The organism is Sphingomonas aurantiaca, from assembly GCF_003050705.1.
Taxonomy (GTDB): domain Bacteria; phylum Pseudomonadota; class Alphaproteobacteria; order Sphingomonadales; family Sphingomonadaceae; genus Sphingomonas; species Sphingomonas aurantiaca.
In genome coordinates this window covers 1,026,692-1,044,430 of the sequence record NZ_QAOG01000001.1, presented here as the reverse complement: position 1 = coordinate 1,044,430, position 17,739 = coordinate 1,026,692, and the positions used below count along the sequence as shown (strand labels likewise).

The 17,739-nt window shown below is 66.8% G+C and carries 18 protein-coding genes; 7 read left to right on the top strand and 11 right to left on the bottom strand.

Features of this window, described 5'->3' with window-relative positions; genetic code table 11:
- Positions 1–6 precede the first annotated feature (6 nt).
- Positions 7–573 carry a ubiquinol-cytochrome c reductase iron-sulfur subunit gene (petA, locus tag C8J26_RS04850; RefSeq protein WP_056489394.1) on the bottom strand — a complete coding sequence of 189 codons (567 nt, stop codon included), beginning with the start codon at positions 571–573 and terminating at the stop codon, positions 7–9.
- Between the two features lie 203 nt (positions 574–776).
- Here petA and C8J26_RS04845 point away from each other — a divergent pair, with 203 nt between their 5' ends.
- From C8J26_RS04845 to C8J26_RS04835, 3 genes are all read left to right on the top strand, one after another.
- Positions 777–1,226 (top strand): tRNA (cytidine(34)-2'-O)-methyltransferase, encoded by a 450-nt coding sequence (locus tag C8J26_RS04845; RefSeq protein WP_107956893.1) that lies wholly within the window; start codon positions 777–779, stop codon positions 1,224–1,226.
- 174 nt (positions 1,227–1,400) lie between these two features.
- A complete protein-coding gene (hemF, locus tag C8J26_RS04840; protein WP_107956892.1) occupies positions 1,401–2,243 on the top strand; it encodes an oxygen-dependent coproporphyrinogen oxidase in 843 nt (280 codons plus the stop codon).
- Positions 2,244–2,247: 4 nt separating this feature from the next.
- A complete protein-coding gene (locus C8J26_RS04835) occupies positions 2,248–2,841 on the top strand; it encodes a GNAT family N-acetyltransferase (protein WP_107956891.1) in 594 nt (197 codons plus the stop codon).
- A gap of 281 nt (positions 2,842–3,122) precedes the next feature.
- Here the strand turns inward: C8J26_RS04835 and C8J26_RS04830 are convergent, their stop codons facing one another.
- Together C8J26_RS04830 and C8J26_RS04825 are read right to left on the bottom strand one after the other, a co-directional pair.
- A complete protein-coding gene (locus C8J26_RS04830; RefSeq protein ID WP_107956890.1) occupies positions 3,123–3,863 on the bottom strand; it encodes a hypothetical protein in 741 nt (246 codons plus the stop codon).
- Positions 3,860–4,681 (bottom strand): glycerophosphoryl diester phosphodiesterase membrane domain-containing protein, encoded by an 822-nt coding sequence (locus C8J26_RS04825; protein ID WP_107956889.1) that lies wholly within the window; start codon positions 4,679–4,681, stop codon positions 3,860–3,862. The genes C8J26_RS04830 and C8J26_RS04825 overlap by 4 nt, the downstream gene beginning before the upstream one ends.
- Positions 4,682–4,809: 128 nt before the next feature.
- On the opposite strand from C8J26_RS04825, the gene lipB reads away from it, so the two are divergent.
- From lipB to C8J26_RS04810, 3 genes are all read left to right on the top strand, one after another.
- Positions 4,810–5,478, top strand: coding sequence for a lipoyl(octanoyl) transferase LipB (gene lipB / locus C8J26_RS04820; protein WP_167398772.1), 669 nt, complete (start codon positions 4,810–4,812; stop codon positions 5,476–5,478).
- A gap of 88 nt (positions 5,479–5,566) precedes the next feature.
- Entirely contained in the window at positions 5,567–5,833 is a 267-nt protein-coding gene (locus C8J26_RS04815; RefSeq protein WP_056411591.1) for a hypothetical protein, read from the top strand.
- Between the two features lie 282 nt (positions 5,834–6,115).
- On the top strand, positions 6,116–6,823 hold the full coding sequence (locus tag C8J26_RS04810; RefSeq protein WP_107956887.1) for a hypothetical protein: 708 nt from the start codon (positions 6,116–6,118) through the stop codon (positions 6,821–6,823).
- A 73-nt stretch (positions 6,824–6,896) separates the two neighbouring features.
- On the opposite strand, the gene queE is transcribed toward C8J26_RS04810, so the two are convergent.
- The 7 genes from queE to parE form a co-directional block, all read right to left on the bottom strand.
- The gene (queE, locus tag C8J26_RS04805) at positions 6,897–7,529 is read right to left on the bottom strand and encodes a 7-carboxy-7-deazaguanine synthase (RefSeq protein WP_107956886.1); all 633 of its coding nucleotides are present in this window, start codon (positions 7,527–7,529) and stop codon (positions 6,897–6,899) included.
- Positions 7,530–7,532: 3 nt separating this feature from the next.
- Complete coding sequence (queC, locus tag C8J26_RS04800; protein WP_107956885.1) at positions 7,533–8,249, bottom strand: 7-cyano-7-deazaguanine synthase QueC; 717 nt, start codon at positions 8,247–8,249, stop codon at positions 7,533–7,535.
- A gap of 193 nt (positions 8,250–8,442) precedes the next feature.
- Positions 8,443–9,330 carry an Hsp33 family molecular chaperone HslO gene (gene hslO, locus C8J26_RS04795; protein ID WP_107957079.1) on the bottom strand — a complete coding sequence of 296 codons (888 nt, stop codon included), beginning with the start codon at positions 9,328–9,330 and terminating at the stop codon, positions 8,443–8,445.
- Between the two features lie 165 nt (positions 9,331–9,495).
- On the bottom strand, positions 9,496–10,419 hold the full coding sequence (argF, locus tag C8J26_RS04790; RefSeq protein ID WP_107956884.1) for an ornithine carbamoyltransferase: 924 nt from the start codon (positions 10,417–10,419) through the stop codon (positions 9,496–9,498).
- A gap of 169 nt (positions 10,420–10,588) precedes the next feature.
- Entirely contained in the window at positions 10,589–11,779 is a 1,191-nt protein-coding gene (locus tag C8J26_RS04785) for an aspartate aminotransferase family protein (protein WP_056411600.1), read from the bottom strand.
- A gap of 188 nt (positions 11,780–11,967) precedes the next feature.
- Entirely contained in the window at positions 11,968–13,143 is a 1,176-nt protein-coding gene (locus C8J26_RS04780; RefSeq protein ID WP_107956883.1) for a hypothetical protein, read from the bottom strand.
- A 164-nt stretch (positions 13,144–13,307) separates the two neighbouring features.
- Positions 13,308–15,317, bottom strand: coding sequence for a DNA topoisomerase IV subunit B (gene parE / locus C8J26_RS04775; protein WP_107956882.1), 2,010 nt, complete (start codon positions 15,315–15,317; stop codon positions 13,308–13,310).
- 159 nt (positions 15,318–15,476) lie between these two features.
- Here parE and C8J26_RS04770 point away from each other — a divergent pair, with 159 nt between their 5' ends.
- Entirely contained in the window at positions 15,477–16,337 is an 861-nt protein-coding gene (locus C8J26_RS04770; RefSeq protein ID WP_244185156.1) for an outer membrane protein, read from the top strand.
- A gap of 573 nt (positions 16,338–16,910) precedes the next feature.
- On the opposite strand, the gene C8J26_RS04765 is transcribed toward C8J26_RS04770, so the two are convergent.
- Positions 16,911–17,663 carry a GcrA family cell cycle regulator gene (locus C8J26_RS04765; RefSeq protein WP_056411606.1) on the bottom strand — a complete coding sequence of 251 codons (753 nt, stop codon included), beginning with the start codon at positions 17,661–17,663 and terminating at the stop codon, positions 16,911–16,913.
- Positions 17,664–17,739: the final 76 nt, after the last annotated feature.

Below are 17,739 nucleotides of genomic sequence, written 5' to 3'. Positions count from 1 at the left end.
TTTTCCTCAGCCTACCGTGACGACGGTGTCGGAATTGAAGGCATAGTCCGGAACGTGGAGGTTCGACGGCGCGGGGCCTTTGCGGATGCGCGCGGCGGTGTCGTAGGCCGAGCCGTGGCACGGGCAGAAATAGCCGCCGAACGGGCCCTTGTTCTCGCCTTCGCCCGCGCCGAGCGGCACGCAGCCGAGATGCGTGCAGACGCCCAGCGTGATCAGCCAGTTCTTCTTGCCCGCCTTGGTGCGCTGCTCGAGCGTCTGCGGATCGCGCAGCGTCGAGATATCGACCGCGTCGGCTTCCGAGATTTCCTTTGGCGTCAGGTTGCGCACGAACAGTGGCTGCTTGCGGAAGCTGGTCTTGATCGCCTGGCCGGGGAGGATCTTCGACAGATCGATCTCGGTGGTCGACTGTGCGAGCACGTCGGCCGAGGGGTTCATCTGGTTGATGAGCGGCAGGACGATCGCGACCGCGCCGACCCCGGCGAACGAGACGGCGGCGATATTGATGAAATCACGGCGGCGAGGGTCATGGGCCTCTTCGTGAAACGGCTCTGGCGATTCGCCGGGAGGAACCATGTCGTCGACTGTCGCCATTCATCTCGCCCTTGCACGTTATTTTTTTCGTGACGGTCTAAGCTGTCGGTTTCGCAAAACCCTATGCCCAATCCGCCCGACCGTCCCCACGGAGGCTATCGTCTGATAGACGGCGGGACCGCGCTTTGCCAACTCCCTTTTGCTTTGGGTTACCCTTGGACGCTCGGCGCGCTAGAGGATCGGGTATGCGTATTGCCCTCTATCAGCCCGATATCGCCGGAAATGTCGGCGCCATCCTGCGCACCGCCGCGTGCATGGGGATCGGCGTCGATCTGATCGAACCGATGGGATTTACCTGGAGCGAAAAGGCCGTGGCGCGCTCGGGCATGGATTATGTCGGCGCGGTCGACGTCGTGCGCCATGCCGATTGGGACGCGTTCCTCGCGCAGGCGAGCGGGCGGATCGTGCTGCTGACGACCAAGGGCGCGGTACGGCTGGACGTGGCCGCGTTCCGCGACGACGACATATTGCTGATGGGGAGCGAGGGGACCGGCGTGCCCGAGGAGGTCCATGCGCGCGCCGACCTGCGTGTGCTGATCCCGATGCGGCCGGGACTGCGATCGATGAACATCTCGGTGGCGACGGGGATCGTCGCGGCGGAGGCGTTGCGGCAGACGGGCGGCTGGCCGAGCTAATCCTCCCCGGCACGGGGAGGGGGACCGTGCGAAGCATGGTGGAGGGGGCTCACCACAAACGCCCCGCCTCGTCATCACGGTCGTTACGCTCGTGGCAATCCCCCTCCACCCTTCGGCCAAGTAGCCGAACGGTCCCCCTCCCCGTGCCGGGGAGGATTTGGTAGGGGTGGCGCCATGATCGAACTCGACCCCCAGCAAGCCGCCGCCCGCCACTGGTTCGAATCGCTTCGCGACCGCATCTGCGCAGAATTCGAGGCGATCGAGCGCGAGGCGGGTTCCGATGCCGCGTTCGCGTACACGCCGTGGGACCGGGTCGACCCGTCGGGCGGGCCGGGCGGCGGTGGCGTGATGGGCGTCATGAAGGGCCGCGTGTTCGAGAAGGTCGGCGTCAACGTCTCGACCGTCGGCGGCACGTTCGAAGGCGAGTTCGCCAAGTCGATCCACGGCGCGGGCGAAGACCCCCGCTTCTTCGCGACCGGGATCAGCCTGGTCGCGCACATGGCCAACCCGCACGTCCCCGCGGTGCACATGAACTGCCGCTTCCTCAACACCACCAAGCGCTGGTTCGGCGGTGGCGGCGATCTCAACCCGCCGCTGCCGATCGAGGAGGATACGGCCGACTTCCACGCGACGATGAAGGCCGCGTGCGACGCGCACGATCCGACGCACTACACGCGGTTCAAGGAGTGGGCGGAGACCTATTTCTACATCCCGCACCGCAAGGTCGGCCGCGGCGTGGGCGGGATCTTCTTCGATCATCTCGACGGCGATTTCGAGACTAACTTCGCGTTCACGCGCGACGTCGGCGAGGCGTTCCTCGATGCCTATCCGCGGATCGTGCGGCGGCGGATGAACACGCCGTTCGATGCGGCCGACGAGGCGCGGATGCTCGAATGGCGCGGGCGCTATGCCGAGTTCAACCTCGTCTACGATCGCGGCACGCTGTTCGGGCTGAAGACCGGCGGCAATATCGACGCGATCCTGATGAGCCTGCCGCCGCGCGCGGTGTGGTCCTGACCGCATGGCGCTGATCCCGGTCGCAGGCGACGTCCTCGCGACGATCGTCACGACGCTGGAGATGCGGACGCGGCCACCGCTGCGGCCAAGCCCGGGCTCGCGGTTGCGGCTGGTGCGATGGGAGCGGCCCGCGCTGGAGAAATATCGCGCACTGTTCCGGCGGGTCGGCGGCCCGTGGCTGTGGTTCTCGCGGCTGGTGATGGCGGACGATGTGCTGGCGGCGATCGTCCATGATCCGGGGATCGCGGTGTACGCGGCGCTCGATCCGGCGGGGATCGAGGTGGGGATGCTCGAACTCGATTTCCGGCAGGCGGGCGCGTGCGAGATCTCGTATTTCGGGTTGATCCCTGAACTGGCGGGGCAAGGTCATGGGCGATGGCTGATGGCCGAAGCTTGCGCGCGGGCCTGGGCGAAGGGGGTGACGCGGGTGTGGCTGCATACGTGCACGCTCGATCATCCGAGCGCGCTCGGCTTCTACCGCGCGCAGGGGTTCGTGGCGGTGAAGCGGACGATCGAGACGTTTCCCGATCCGCGGGTCTCGGGGGTGCTGCCGCCGGAGACCGCGCCGCAGATTCCGTATCTGGGGACGCTGGGGTAGACCTGAGACGGGTTTCCCGCGAGCATCGAGCCAGCAGGCGCAACACGAAGCCCAAAGCTCCGGCGTCGAAGAAGTCGCAACCGAAACTCCCTCTCCCCTCTGGGAAGAGGGGCGGGGTGAGGGGCAGCCCCAGGCGGAAACGCTGGCAACTGCCCCAACCCCTCACCCCAACCCTCTCCCCAGAGGGGAGAGGGAGCAGCTGGTGCGTACCTTCCCGGCAGGCAGTGCGCCGCAACACGCCTACGTGCCCGCAGACATTGGCGGCTCACTGAGGCCGCGCCCTACCGTGCCAGGCGGCGGTAAGCGGAGATCGCGATCAGTGCCATCGCGATGCCCGCCGCCATGGCCGCCACCGCGGCGCCGGCATCGACGATCACGAGCGCCACGGGGTTGGGCTCACCCCCCTCGCGCAGTGCGCGGTCGAGCATCATGAACGGCGCACCAGCGAGCCAGCCCGAGATGTAGCTGAACGCCGCCAGCCCCATCAGCGGCAACCCCGCGCCGCGGCTCAGCACGAAGCTCCGGCGGATCGCGCCGAGCGCGCCGAGGGGCGCCTCCGCGAACAGTGCCGGGCCGGTCAGCATCGTCCGGCCGAGAATGTAGAGGCCGGGGATCGCATAGAGCAGCAACCCTGCCCCCGCCGGCAGCGACACGATCACCATCGCCAGCAGGAAGCGCGGGAAGATCCGCAGGCAGCGGGTCAGCGCCTGGCGCAGGTCGAGCTTGTCGCGGTCGAGATACAGCCCGTAGAACAGCGACGTGCCGAAGAAGCTCATCACATAGGCGAGCAGGTACCAGCCGCCATGCGCCGCCGCCCAGGTCTGTACCGCGTCGGCCCAGGCCATCGCCTGCGCCTCGTTGTCGCCGGCGCCCGCCACCGGCATCGGCGGATCGGGGACGACGAGCGCGAGCGCGAAGGCGGGCAGGAACAGGAACGGCGCGGCGATCCGCAGCAACAGGTCGCGGTCGCGCTTGAACAGCGTCCAGGCATCGGTGAGGACGGTCGCGAAATCGAGCTTCATGGGGCGGCGTGTTTCTCTCTGACGGCGACATAGAGCTGCGCGGTGAAGACCGCGGCGAGCACGGTGAAGGCGGTGGTGACGATCGTCGCGGCGATGCCCGACAGGAAGGTGGCGGTGACGATTCCGTCGGCGCCGAGCGCGAGGCGGAAGATGATCCCCGTCACCGACTGCGCGGCCCAGGTCGAGACGAGCATGACGATCGCGAACAGGATCAGGACGCCGATGATCCGCCATGTCAGACCCTTGGTCAGCTGGACCGAGCGGCGGATCGCGCCGATCCCGCGGCGTTCGTTAAGGATGACCGGGTTGAGCAGCACCAGCCGCGCGCCGATCCAGATCGCCACCACCAGATAGGCAAGGCCATAGAGTGCGGTGAACCCGGCCGCACCCGCGCTGGGCGCGGTCATCTGCGCGCTGGTGCCATTGGCGGCGGCGGCGAAATCGAACCCCGACTGGAGCAGGACGATCACCGGCGGCACCGCCAGCAGCATCGCGAGGGCGGTGAGCAGCGCGGTGATGCCGAGCGCGGGCAGCAGGCGCGCGCTCGCCTGGCGACGCGCGGAGGCCGCGTCGGTGGCGGGATCGGTCGCGATTCCGACAATCGCGAGTTGCGCCCACAGCATCGCCGCCAGCGTGCCGATCGCGAGGACGATGCCGACCAGGGCGAACTGCATCGTGCCCGGCGTCGAATAGGCCGCAAAGCCGTCGCGGACGACGCTGGGCAGCAGCATGCCGAGCAGCGCGATCGGCGCGATCATGCCGGTGCGCCCGTTGAGCACCTCGATCGTGCGGTCCCAGACCGTTCCCATCTTCACCATGCGCCGAACTCCCCGTTCCCGTTCCTGCGCGGACTAGCCCAAGCCCCCGCGCTTGACCACAAGGTTGCGGGATAGGTGCTGGGCGCGTCGGAGTTGCAACTTGGGGCCGGGGTGCGCAATTGGGAGGGGTGACCAGCCCCCTTCCCCCCGAGATCGAGTGGCGCACCAGCGCCGGCCTCACCCCCTATGCCGATGCGCTCGCCGAGATGGAGGCGCGCGCGGCCGCGGTCGGCGCCGGCGATGCGCGCGAACTGCTGTGGATGCTCGAGCACCCGCCGATCTACACCGCGGGGACCAGCGCGGAGCCCGGCGACCTGATCGATGCACGCTTTCCGGTGATCCCGACCGGACGCGGCGGCAAATACACCTATCACGGGCCGGGCCAGCGGATCGGCTATGTCGTGCTCGACCTCACCAAGCGCGGGCGCGACGTGCGCTGCTACGTCCATGCGCTCGAATCCTGGGTGATCGCGGCGCTCGGCGAACTGGGCGTCGAGGCGTTCGCGGTCGATGGCCGCGTCGGCATCTGGACGCTGGAAAACGGACGTGAAGCGAAGATCGGTGCGATCGGCGTGCGCGTGAAACGCTGGGTGACGCTCCACGGCTTTTCGGTGAACGTGGCACCCGACCTGGCCCATTTTGGTGGCATCGTCCCGTGCGGCCTTCCCGAGTACGGCGTTACCAGCCTGCAATCGCTTGGCATTTCGGCGGACCTTGCAACCTTCGACGCTGCGCTTGCGTTGACGGTCGATGCTTTCCTTGAAACAGTTTCTTGTCCTCAAGAAAACGAGGCTTGAGGGCAAAGCGTTATCGGATTAATGTCCACTACGATTTGGGTATTAAGGGCGAGCAGCCAGCCAAATCCTCTATCTAGGGAGCTTCCACATGCGTGCACTCATTTCCAAGGTCCTGACCGGTTCGCTGATCGCCAGCGCGGCACTCGCCGTGTCGGCCTGCGGTCCGAAGACCGAGACGACCACCGACAACACGATGGTCACCGACATGAACGCCACCGAGGGCATGGACACCATGACCGACAACATGACCGCCGTTGACGGTGCGTCGAACGGTGGCATGATGGCCAACGACAGCATGATGGCGAACGACACGATGATGTCGAACGACACCATGATGACCAACAACGCGATGTAATCGTCGCGAGGGCCAGCCGCCTTGGCGGACGGCCTTCGAAGACATTGCTAGTGTGAAGGGCCGTCCGGGCAACCGGGCGGTCCTTTCGCGTTGCGGGCTTGCCGGGGGTGGATCAGGCGGTCCGATCAGGGCATGAATGGCGGTAAAGCTGGGTCGTTTCGCAGCCGTCGAATCGGTATGCTGGACGCGTGAAATCGTGCTGCCCAAAAGGTTAAAATCGCTTGGGGGTTTGACGGAAACGCTTTAGATTCGTCGACTTGGAATGCCCCTGGGGAGGTTTGAATGAAAGTGTTGCGTACTGCGCTCGCGCTCTGCGTGGCGTCGAGCGGGCTTGCCGTAGCGCAGTCGGCATCGGCGCAGTTTTTCCTGCAGTCGCGCGACTTTTCGGGTGCGGCAGTGGTCGGTGACGAGGCCGATCTCGGCCAGCCCCTGCCCGGCGCCACGTCCGCCGAAACGCGCGCCGCGCTGGTGTGGCATATGCGCGCCGCGCTCAACGTCGCTGCGTTGCAGTGCCAGTTCGAGCCGACGCTGCTGACCGTGCCGAACTACAACTCGATCCTCGCCGATCATGGTGACGAGCTGAAGGGCGCGTTCGATACGCTGACCAAATACTTCATTCGCGTGAACAAGGCGGCTGGCCTCAAGGCCGGGCAGGCCGCGCTCGACCAGTTCGGGACGCGCACCTACTCCAGCTTCGCCACGGTCGCCGCGCAATATGGGTTCTGCCAGACCGCCGCATCGATCGGCCGCGACGCGGTGTTCGCACCGCGCGGGCATTTCGCCGATGTCGCGCTGGCGCGCTCGCGCGAGCTGCGCAACAGCCTGATCCCGTGGGGCGAGCAGCGCTTCCCCCGCTATATCGGTCGCGACCGCAATGCCCCGATGCCGCGGCTCGATGCGATCTGCTGGGACAAGAAGGGCGAATGGGTCGCCAAGAAGTGCGGCGCGCAGAACTGGCCGCCGGAAGGCGTCGGCATCGCCGGGCGTTGAGGATCGCGCCGGCCCCGCGCATGTCGCCCCTTCCTTCCCGGGGCCATGATGTGCGGGGCCGGAGCCCGGTGGTTTAGCGCAGGCCCAGCAGCTTGTGCGTCTGGAGCGACAGCCGCCATTGCGGCCGCTCCATCACCATATCGACGCAGGCCTCGCGGTTCGCGTCTGCACGCGGATCATCGAGCGGCTGGAGCAGCAGGTTCGCGAAGTCCCACGTCTCGACATCGTCGATATCCGTACCGGGCTGCGGCCAGACCAGCTTGAGTTCGTGCCCCGTACGCTGGACGACGACGCTGCCCGCCTTGGGGCTCACGCAGATCCAGTCGATGCCGGGGTGTGCGGCAATCGTCCCGTTGCTCTCCATCGCGATCCGGAAGCCGTGCGCGTGGAGCGCATCGACGATCGCGTCGTCAATCTGCAGCATCGGCTCGCCCCCGGTCAGCACGACGAACCGGTCCTGCGAGCCTTCGCCCCAGAAGCCCGCGACCGCTGAAGCCAACGCCTGCGCATCGGCGAACTTGCCGCCGCCAAGCCCATCGGTGCCGACGAATTCGGTATCGCAGAACCGGCACACCGCGGTCGCGCGGTCCTGTTCGCGTCCCGACCAGAGATTGCAGCCGGCAAACCGCACGAACACCGCACGGCGACCGGCGTTCACGCCCTCGCCCTGCAACGTCAGGAACATCTCCTTGACCGCATAGCTCATCGCTCAGCCGTGCTCCGTACCGGGGCGTGCGGCGTAGACGGTCGGATCGGCGATCCCGGCGTCCTCGAACCCCTTCGAGCGCAGGCGACAACTGTCGCACGCGCCGCAATGCTTGCCGTCGGGCGTCGGGTCATAGCACGACCAGCTGAGCCCGAGATCGAGCCCGAGACGCGTGCCTTCGCGCACGATGTCCGCCTTGGTCATCATTTGCAGCGGCGCCTGGATGCGGAACGGGTCGCCCTCGACGCCGGCCTTGGTCGCGAGCTCGGCCAGGCCCTCGAACGCGGCAATGAACTCGGGGCGGCAGTCGGGATATCCCGAATAATCGAGCGCGTTGACGCCGATATAGATGTCGCGCGCACCCGACGCCTCCGCCCAGCCGAGCGCGAGGCTCAGGAAGATCGTGTTGCGCGCGGGGACATAGGTGACGGGAATGCCGCCGCCGTCCTCGGTGCCGACGCCGTCCTTCGGCACGTCGATGTCGGCGGTGAGCGCAGAGCCGCCGAACGCCGAGAGGTCCATCGGCAGGACGATGTGGCGTTCGGCCCCCAGCGCCTGCGCGACCCGGCGCGCGGCATCGAGTTCGATGCGGTGGCGCTGGTTATAGTCGAAGGAGAGCGCGAGCACGCGCTGGCCGGCTTCGCGCGCGAGCGCCGCGGATACCATCGAGTCGAGACCGCCCGAGACGAGGGCGACCGCATAGGGAGCAGGAGATGTCATGATGCGCCGTTCGCTAGGCCAGCGGCGGGCAAAAAGAAAGGGGCCGCCCGGTGAGGCGGCCCCTGAGGTTGGCGCGAACCGCGCCACTAGGGAGAAAAAACGTGCCGAACTAAAAGCACAGCCGACTATATACCCGAAATGGGTAAATAAGACATTAATTCCTCGCCTTACCTAGATCAGGTGCGACGCAGCATCAGTCTTCGACCGGAACCGGGAATTTTTTGGCGCAAAACGCGCAGTCGACGACGATGAACCCCGTCTCGTCCGCCATCGATCGCCGTTCCTCGACCGGGAATTTCGAGATCACGCCCTTGATATAGTCGGGATCGCAGCGACAGCCGCGCGTGATCGGGATGTCGGCGAGGATGCGGACGTCCTCCTCCTCGTTGAACAGCCGCCACACGAGCGTCTCGAGCGGCAGCGTCGCGTCGGTCAGCTCGTCCGCGCCCATCGTATTGCCGAGCGTGGCGACATGCTCCCATTCGGGATGATCGAGCTTCGTGTGCAGCCGTTCGCGGCCATCCTCGCCCTCGGGCAGGTGCTGTAAGAACAGCCCGCCCGCGACGCAGCGACCGTCGGGCCCCTTGGCCATGCCGGTGCGGACCATCGTCGGGATCTGTTCGGACTGGGTGAAATAGCTCTGCGCCGCCTCCGACAGCGTGTCGCCGTCGAGCGGGACGATGCCCTGATAGCGCTCGTTGCTGCTCGCCATGTCGAAGGTGATCGCGAGATAGCCGGCGCCGAACAGCGCGAACAGCGATGGCTCGGCGGGGGCCTCGGCGAGCTTGTCCGCATCATATTCAATGTAGCCGCGGACTTCGCCGCCGCGGTAATCGCAGACGAGCAGCTGGACGACGCCATTGTCGGTGCGAGTCTGCATCGTCAGCTGGCCGCTGGCGTCCTTCAACGTCGAGCCGATCAGCGCGGCGAGCGTGAGCGCCTCGGCGAGCAGCTTCTCGATCGCGGGCGGATAGGCGTGCGCGGCGAGCACCTCGTCGAGTGCGGTACCGAGCCGGACGATCCGACCGCGTGCGCTGCGCGCGGGGATCGCGAAGGCCAGCGCGCGGTCGAGATCGGTCATGTTGGGGTCGTTCAAAGCTTCACCTCGTCATCACAACGCCGTCCGTCATCCCGGCGAACGCTGGGATCTCGTGCCGCAGGGGCAGTCTCCGTTATCGGGAGATCCCAGCGTTCGCTGGGATGACGGGCAGGCGAAGGATGAAAATGGGGAGCTCGCCCCGGCCCTTCAACCGATCTGCCCGAAGCACCAGCGCAGCACCGATTTCTGCGCGTGGAGGCGGTTTTCGGCCTCCTGCCAGATCAGCGACTGCGGGCCGTCGATCACCTCGGGCGTGACCTCCTCGCCGCGGTGCGCGGGGAGGCAGTGGAGGAACTTCGCGTCGGGCTTGGCCATCGCCATGAGCGCGGCGTCGACCTGATACGGGGTCAGCGCCTTCAGCTTGGTGTCGGAGTCGGTCTGCCCCATCGAGATCCAGGTGTCGGTGACGATGATGTCCGCCCCCTCGACCGCCTCTTGCGGCGACGCGACGACCTTTGCGCGGCCCTTGCCGAGCGCGACGTCGGCGTCAGTCGGCTGATAGCCTTGCGGACAGGCGGCGACGACGTCGAACTGCATCAACCCGGCCGCCTCGACGATCGAGGCGAGCACGTTGTTGCCGTCGCCGAGCCATGCGACCTTGAGGCCGGGCAGCGTCTTGCCGCTCTCGATGATCGTCAGCAGGTCGGCCATGATCTGGCACGGGTGCGACGCGTCGGTCAGGCCGTTGATGACGGGGACGCTGGCGTAATGCGCCATCTCCTCGATCTTGGCGTGATCGTCGGTGCGGATCATGATCGCGTCGACATAGCCCGACAGGATGCGCGCAGTATCCGCGACCGACTCGCCGCGGCCGAGTTGCATCGAGCCTGCGTCGGACACGATCGAGGTGCCACCGAGCTGACGGATCGCCATGTCGAACGAGAAGCGCGTGCGGGTGGAGTTCTTCTCGAACACCATCGCCAGCGTGTGGCCGGCGAGCGGCGCGTCGGTGTCGGCTCGGCCCTTGGGGAAGCCGGCGCGCGCGGCCTTGCGATCGAGCGCGTCGGCGAGCATCGCGGCGATGCCGTCGGCGCCCGCGTCGGTGAGATTCAGGAAATGGCGGTTGCTCATGGTAACGGACCCCGTGAAAAGTTCCGTTCGTCCTGAGTAGGGGCTGAGCGAAGCCGAAGACCCATATCGAAGGACAGTGCCCCAAGCGGGCCAGTCCTTCGATACGCCACTTCGACTTCGCTCAGTGGCTACTCAGGACGAACGGGTTTTAGTGACCGCGCAAAGGCGTTCAATCGTCGGCGGCGGGCACGTAGACGCGCGCGGCGGTCGACAGCTTATCGAGGCACTCCGCGATGTGGCTCTCGTCGATCACCAGCGGCGGCAGGATGCGGATGACGTTCTCGCCCGCCGATACCAGCAGCAGATTGTGATGATCGCGCGCGAACGCGACGAACGCGCGGCTGTCGCTCTTGAGCTTCAACCCGAGCATCAGCCCGGTACCGCGGACGCTGTCGAACAGGTGATCGTGATTGGGGATCATCTGCTCGAGCCCCTGCCGCAACCGGTCGCCCATCGCGGTGACGTGCGCGAGGAACCCGTCCTCGAGGATCACGTCGAGGATCGCCTCGCCCGCCGCCATAGCCAGCGGGTTGCCGCCATAGGTCGAGCCGTGCGTGCCCGCGACCATGCCCTTGGCTGCCTCTTCGGTCGCAAGGCACGCGCCGAGCGGGAAGCCGCCGCCGATGCCCTTGGCGACCGACATGATGTCGGGGGTGATGCCGTAGAGCTCGTGCGCGAAGAACTTGCCCGTTCGGCCATAGCCGCACTGAACCTCGTCGAGAACGAGCAACAGGCCGTGCTCGTCGCACGCTTTGCGCAGGCCGGTCAGGAATTCGTGGCTAGCCTGGCGGATACCGCCCTCGCCCTGGATCGGCTCGACCAGGAAGCCTGCGGTATTGTCGTCGATCAGCGCGAGCGCGCCTTCGAGATCGTTGAACGTGGCATAGGCGAATCCGGGCAGCAGCGGTTCGAACCCGTCGCGCATCTTCGCCTGGTTGGTCGCCGAGATCGCGCCCAGCGTGCGGCCGTGGAACGCGGTGTCGAACGTGATCAGCGTGTGACGCTCGGGATTGCCATTGGCGAAATGATAGCGCCGCGCGGTCTTGATCGCGCACTCGACCGCTTCGGCACCCGAGTTGGTAAAGAACACGGTGTCGGCAAACGTGTTGTCGACGAGCCGCTGCGCGAGGTGCTCGCCCTGCGGGCTGCCGTACAGGTTCGACACGTGCATCAGCGTGGCGGCCTGGTCGGCGATCGCCTTGGTCAGATGCGGGTGGCCATGGCCGAGCGCGTTGACCGCGATGCCGCTGGCGAAATCGAGATATTGCTGGCCGTCCTCACCGAAGAGGTACGCGCCCTCGCCTCGGACCGGACGCACGCCACACCGCGGGTAGACGGGCATGAGCGGGGTGATGGTCACGACGGCAGCTCCTTCAAACAACGAGGGCGACCTGTATCGGCCGCCCGAGCTGCTTGATACGAGGCCGAGACGCCCGGGGCAACACCGGTTAGACGCCATGCGCGATGACCCGGCTGGTGCAGCCATGGGCGCTGTGTCGACCCGGTACGGCAAACCGGTAACGACGGGCCGGGGGCCGCCGTGGCTGGTCAGCTCATTCCAGGCTCGACCGTCAGATCGAGTATCTCGATATGCGGAACGGACGACCGCGCACGGATCCGCGTCCCCTTCATGCTGACGACGTCGTAGACGATGGAATATCGCTCGATCCGCCGAAGCCCCTCATCGGACGGGGCGCGTTGCAAGGGCCGGTACCGGCGCTCGCCCAGCGCGTCGGTCACCAGTTTCATCCAGCCCGCATCCACATTAGTCGACGTGCGAACGGTATCGATGTCGCGGACCGTTCCATCGGGCGCGACCCGGAATGCGACATCGGCCCATTGCGGCGTCGCTTCGCCGTGCAACCGCGCCACGGTCGAGGGATTTTCCTGCCGCCAGTTGTTCAGGTCGATCGGCGGCGCGTAGATGAGTTCGGCCTTGCTGACACGATCGGTATTCGTCGCCGCGATACAGTCGCGCCCGGCGTTGACGCCCGTGCCCTGCAGGCGGCACCGCAGGAACTTCGCGGCATCGCGAAACGGTGCCAGATCGGGTTCGGTCGTCTCGTCGATGCGACGGAGCGAATCGAACGCCGTTTGCCGATACGCCGGCACGAGCGGCGCGATCGACGTGTACAGGCCTGCGATACGAAAGAGCGCATAGCCTTTGACCCGGACGTCCCCCGCCGCCGCCGCCTGATTCGCGACCTTGTTGTAGACGTCGCGCGCGGCGATGAAGCGGCCCTCCTTGGCGAACGCGTCGCCGACCGCGAGTCGCTGGATGAAGATCCGTCGGTCGGTCGAGGGAAGGCCGCTCTTGAGCGCGTCGAGCGAGTCGATGGCGGTAATGCGCGCGGCATCGCGTTGCCCGTTCACCGCCAGCATCCGGCCGCTGGCCCGCAACAGATCGCCCACCTCGACGGGCAATTCGCGTTTGTACCGCATGTTGCGCCCGCGTGCCTTTGCCAGCGTGCGCCGCGCCTCGGGATAATCGCCTGCGAGGAACTGGTCCTCCGCATACGCCAGCGAGGCGTCGATCTCCTCCTTCGGCGGACACTGCCGCGCGATACAGGCTGCCAGCGCGCGTGCGCTGTCCTCGACCCGCCGACCGACCACCACGATGGTCTTTCCCTCGCCATCGGCAGAATGTGCGGGCGCGACGGGGGCTGGCGCGGCCGCCTGACTGGAAACGGCCGCCTGAAGCAAAACGAAAGCAAACGGGATCATGCAGATACCCCTATTCATTCGACGGCGTACGCGCCGCGATCGGAACAGTGTATGCGCATGTATTGGTTACGCAAGATGATCGTTACGAAGAAATTTGCGGCGTCCTGGACGGCGTGATCGGCAGATACCGAGTCTAGCGACCTAGGCTTGACCTTGGCCTTTGCTCAGGCGTCGATCGCTTCCTCGTCCATGCGGCCCGCATTCTCCTGGATGAAGGCGAAGCGGTGGGCGGGGTTGTTGCCCATCAGGCGGTCGACGAGATCCTTCACCCCTGCCCGCTCCTCATATTCCTGCGGGAGCGTGATGCGGAGCATGCCGCGCGTGGCGGGGTCCATCGTGGTTTCGCGGAGCTGGCTCGGGTTCATCTCGCCGAGGCCCTTGAAGCGGCCGACGTCGACCTTTTTGCCCTTGAACACGGTGCGCTCGAGTTCGGCGCGGTGCGCGTCGTCGCGCGCGTAGACGCTCTTGGTGCCGACGGTCAGGCGGTAGAGCGGCGGCTGCGCGAGGTAGAGATGCCCGCGGCGGACCAGTTCGGGCATCTCCTGGAAGAAGAACGTCATCAGCAGCGTGGCGATGTGCGCGCCGTCGACGTCTGCGTCGGTCATGATGACGATGCGTTCGTAGCGCAGCGTGTCGGGGGTACAGTCCTTGCGCGTGCCGCAGCCGAGCGCGAGCGTCAGGTCGGCGATTTCCTGGTTGGCGAAGATCTTCGCGCTGGTCGCCGAAGCGACGTTGAGGATCTTGCCGCGGATGGGGAGGATCGCCTGAGTCTTGCGGTCACGCGCCTGCTTCGCCGAACCGCCTGCCGAGTCGCCCTCGACGATGAACAGCTCGGTGCCCTCGGGCGAGTTGGCGGAACAGTCGGTGAGCTTGCCGGGCAGGCGCAGTTTACGCGCGGAGGTCGCGGTCTTGCGCTTGACGTCGCGTTCCTGCTTGCGGCGCAGGCGTTCGTCCATCCGCTCGAGCACATAGTTCAGCAGCGCCTTGCCGCGATCCATGTTGTGGCTGAGAAAATGATCGAAATGATCGCGGACCGCCTTCTCGACGAGGCCCGCGGCCTCGGGGCTGGTGAGGCGATCCTTGGTCTGGCTCTGGAATTGCGGTTCGCGGATGAAGACCGACAGCATCAGCTCGCTGCCGACCATCACGTCGTCCGCGCTGATATCCTTGGTCTTCTTGTTGCCGACGAGATCGCCGAACGCACGTAGCCCGCGGACCAGCGCCTGGCGGAGGCCCTGCTCGTGCGTGCCGCCGTCGGGGGTCGGGATGGTGTTGCAATACCAGCTGTACGAGCCGTCGCTCCACAGCGGCCACGCGACCGCCCATTCGACGCGGCCTTGCGTCTCGCCGTTCGCGCTCGGGAAATCCTGCGAGCCCGAAAAGAAATCGGAGGTCGCGCATTCGCGGCCGGCGATCTGGTCGCGCAGGTGATCGGCCAGGCCGCCGGGGAACTGGAAGACCGCCTGCGCGGGGGTGTCGTCACCGATCAGGTCGGGCGCGCAATGCCAGCGGATCTCGACGCCCGCGAAGAGATACGCCTTCGAGCGGACGAGCTTGTAGAGACGCGCCGGCTTGAAGTTCAGCTCGGTGCCGAAGATCTCGGTATCGGGGGTGAACGCGACGCTGGTGCCGCGGCGGTTGGGCGTGGGCCCGAGATGCTCGATCGGGCCGAGCGTCTGCCCCTTGGCGAAGCGCTGGCGGTAGAGCTGGCGATCGCGCGCGACCTCGACGACGGTGTCGGACGACAACGCGTTGACGACGCTGATGCCGACGCCGTGCAGGCCGCCCGAGGTGGCATAGGCCTTGCCCGCGAACTTGCCGCCCGAGTGCAGCGTCGAGAGGATCACCTCGAGCGCGGACTTGTCAGGGAATTTCGGATGCGGATCGACCGGAATCCCGCGGCCATTGTCGACGATCGTCAGGCGGTTGTTCGCCTCGAGCGTCACCTCGATCCGCGTGGCGTGGCCGGCGACCGCCTCGTCCATCGCGTTGTCGAGCACTTCGGCGGCGAGGTGATGCAGCGCGCGTTCGTCGGTGCCGCCGACATACATGCCGGGACGGCGACGTACGGGCTCGAGCCCCTCGAGGACCTCGATCGAGGAGGCGTCGTAGGTATTGGCGGCGGGTTTGCCGACGCCGGGTGCGCCCGGGGACGCGAACAGATCTTCAGCCATGCACAGAGCGTAGCCGCAGGCGCTGGACAAAGCCACAGGCTCTGTTTGTTCTCCCTGTTACTCGAAAGGCACACGCGCCCAAATTGTTGCGTTGCGGGGAGAAATTCCTGCGCCCGCCCCGTTTATGAAAAACCTGTCATGATGTTTCCGGGAGTGAACATGAACAAGACGATGATGGTGGCCCTGATCGGGACCGCCGCACTGGGATTCGCCGCGACGCCTGCCGCGGCACAGGAGATGGCCGACGACGCCGCACCGTTCAGCGGCATCTATGTCGGCGCGGCCGGTGGGTATGACGTGCAGCCGAACGATGTGGGGTCGTCGATCCAGTTCGACCGCAACCTCGACGGCCGGTTCGGCGATGCGGTCACGACCGCGACGGGCGCCAACGCGTTCTCGCCCGGCTTCTGCAACGGCGCCGCGACCAGCAGCACCGCGCCCGCGGTCGGTGGCCGTGGCTGTCGCAACGACAAGAACAACACGGCCTATTATGCGCGAGTCGGGATCGACCAGCAGATGGGCAAAATCGTCGTCGGCGTCGTCGGCGAGTTCGGCAAGTCGAACATCCGCGACAGCGTCACCGCATTCTCGACCACGCCCGCCTTCTACACGATGACTCGCGACCTCGATTGGGAAGCCTCGATCCGCGGCCGTGCCGGCTATGCGGTCAACACGACGCTGTTCTACGGCACGTTCGGCGCGGGCTATGCGCGGATCAACCGCGATTTCTATTCAAGCAACACCGCCAACGCCTATGCGCAGAGCGGCAAGAAGAACCAGTTCGGCATCACCGGCGGCGGCGGCATCGAGCAGAAGCTCGCCAAGAACGTCTCGGTCGGGCTGGAATATATGTTCCACCAGTATCAGGACGACGATTACCGCGTCCTCGTCACGCGTGGGACGCAGCCGGCGACCAACCCCTTCGTCCTCGCCCCGAACACGGCCGGGACTGCGTTCAAGCGGTCGGACGATAATTTCCGGTGGCATAGCGTGCGCGGCACGGTGGCGTTTAGGTTCTGAGGCGCAGGGCGGCCTGCACCAAGCTGGTGCAGGACTCGCCCAAGCCCGGCCGGCGCGGCTCGCCGCGGCCGACGCCATGGGCTTTGCCCATGTCTAGCTGAGACAGAAAAGGCCGCTTCCCCAGCCGAGGAAGCGGCCTTTTTCTTGTTCGGGATGCCTTGGCTACCGTCCTGCCCAGCGCGACGGTGGTTTGCTACCGATCCGCTAGCGTTTTTCCCGCGAAGGCGGGGATCCAGACTGGGCCGCCGCCTTCGCGGGAGAACAAGGCAAAGATTCTCGCCAGCAAACACACGGACCACCCCGGCGAAGGCCGGGGCCCAACTGGGGAACGTTGCTAACAGAGCGGAGCGCACAATTCCCGAGACCTTCCCGATTGGGCCCCGGCCTTCGCCGGGGTGGTGCCTCTCGAAGTCGAGGTGGTAGCAGTTTTGAAAAGGCCGCTTCCTCACCCGAGGAAGCGGCCTTTTCAAATCACGCTCGCCATGGGCAAAGCCCATGTCGTCGGCCGCGGCGAGCCGCGCCGGCCGGGCTTGGGCGAGTCCTGCGCCAGGTTGGCGCAGGCCGCCCTGCGCCTCACCGAGGCCGTGGGCCGCCGAACGGCAGCGGTGGCGTCGGGCGGCGATCGCGGCGGGGCAGCTGCGCCTGGTACGCATGACCGCAATGATCGACGCAATAGGGGAAGCCCGGGTTCACGGCCTTGCCGCAGAAGTGGAAATCGGGCTCGCCCGGATGGCCCAGTGGCCATTTGCAGATGCGGTCGTTGAGTTCGAGCAGGCTCGTCTTGTTCGCCATCTCGGCAGACGGCTTGGCGGGCACGAGGCGACGCGGCGGCGCGGGCGTGCTCGGCGGCTGCTGCTCGCCGGGGGCCTGGCGGAGGAAGCCGCCGGGGCCGACCGAGCGCAGGATCGGCTGCGGCGCGCGAACCGGCGCGGCGACGGCAGGTGCCGCCTCGTCCTCGTCCTCGTCTTCATCCGCGTCGTCCTCGGGCTCCTCGGCGACCGGTTCGGGCGCGGCGGGCTTGGCAGCGGCGACGGGCGGCGCGACCGGTGCGGGCGCAGGCGCGGCAACCTCGACGGGCTCCGGTGCGGCGACTGGCTCGGGCGCCGCGGCTGCGACGGGTGCGGATGCCTCGGTCGCGGCGGCCGCCTTGGCGTCGGGATCGTTCGGCTTCACCGGCGACGGGCGCGCCTGCAGTTCGAGGCGGTGCGCCTTGCCGATCACGGCGTTGCGGCTGACGCCACCAAGCGCTTCGGCGATCTGGCTGGCGGTCTGCCCGGCCTCCCACATCGTCTTGAGCGTCGCGATGCGCTCGTCGGTCCAGGACATATTCGTTCCTTAGTCAGCGTCAGCCGGCCAGTGTTAAGCGGTTGCGGGCAGCAGCGGCAGCGATTACCCGCAACCT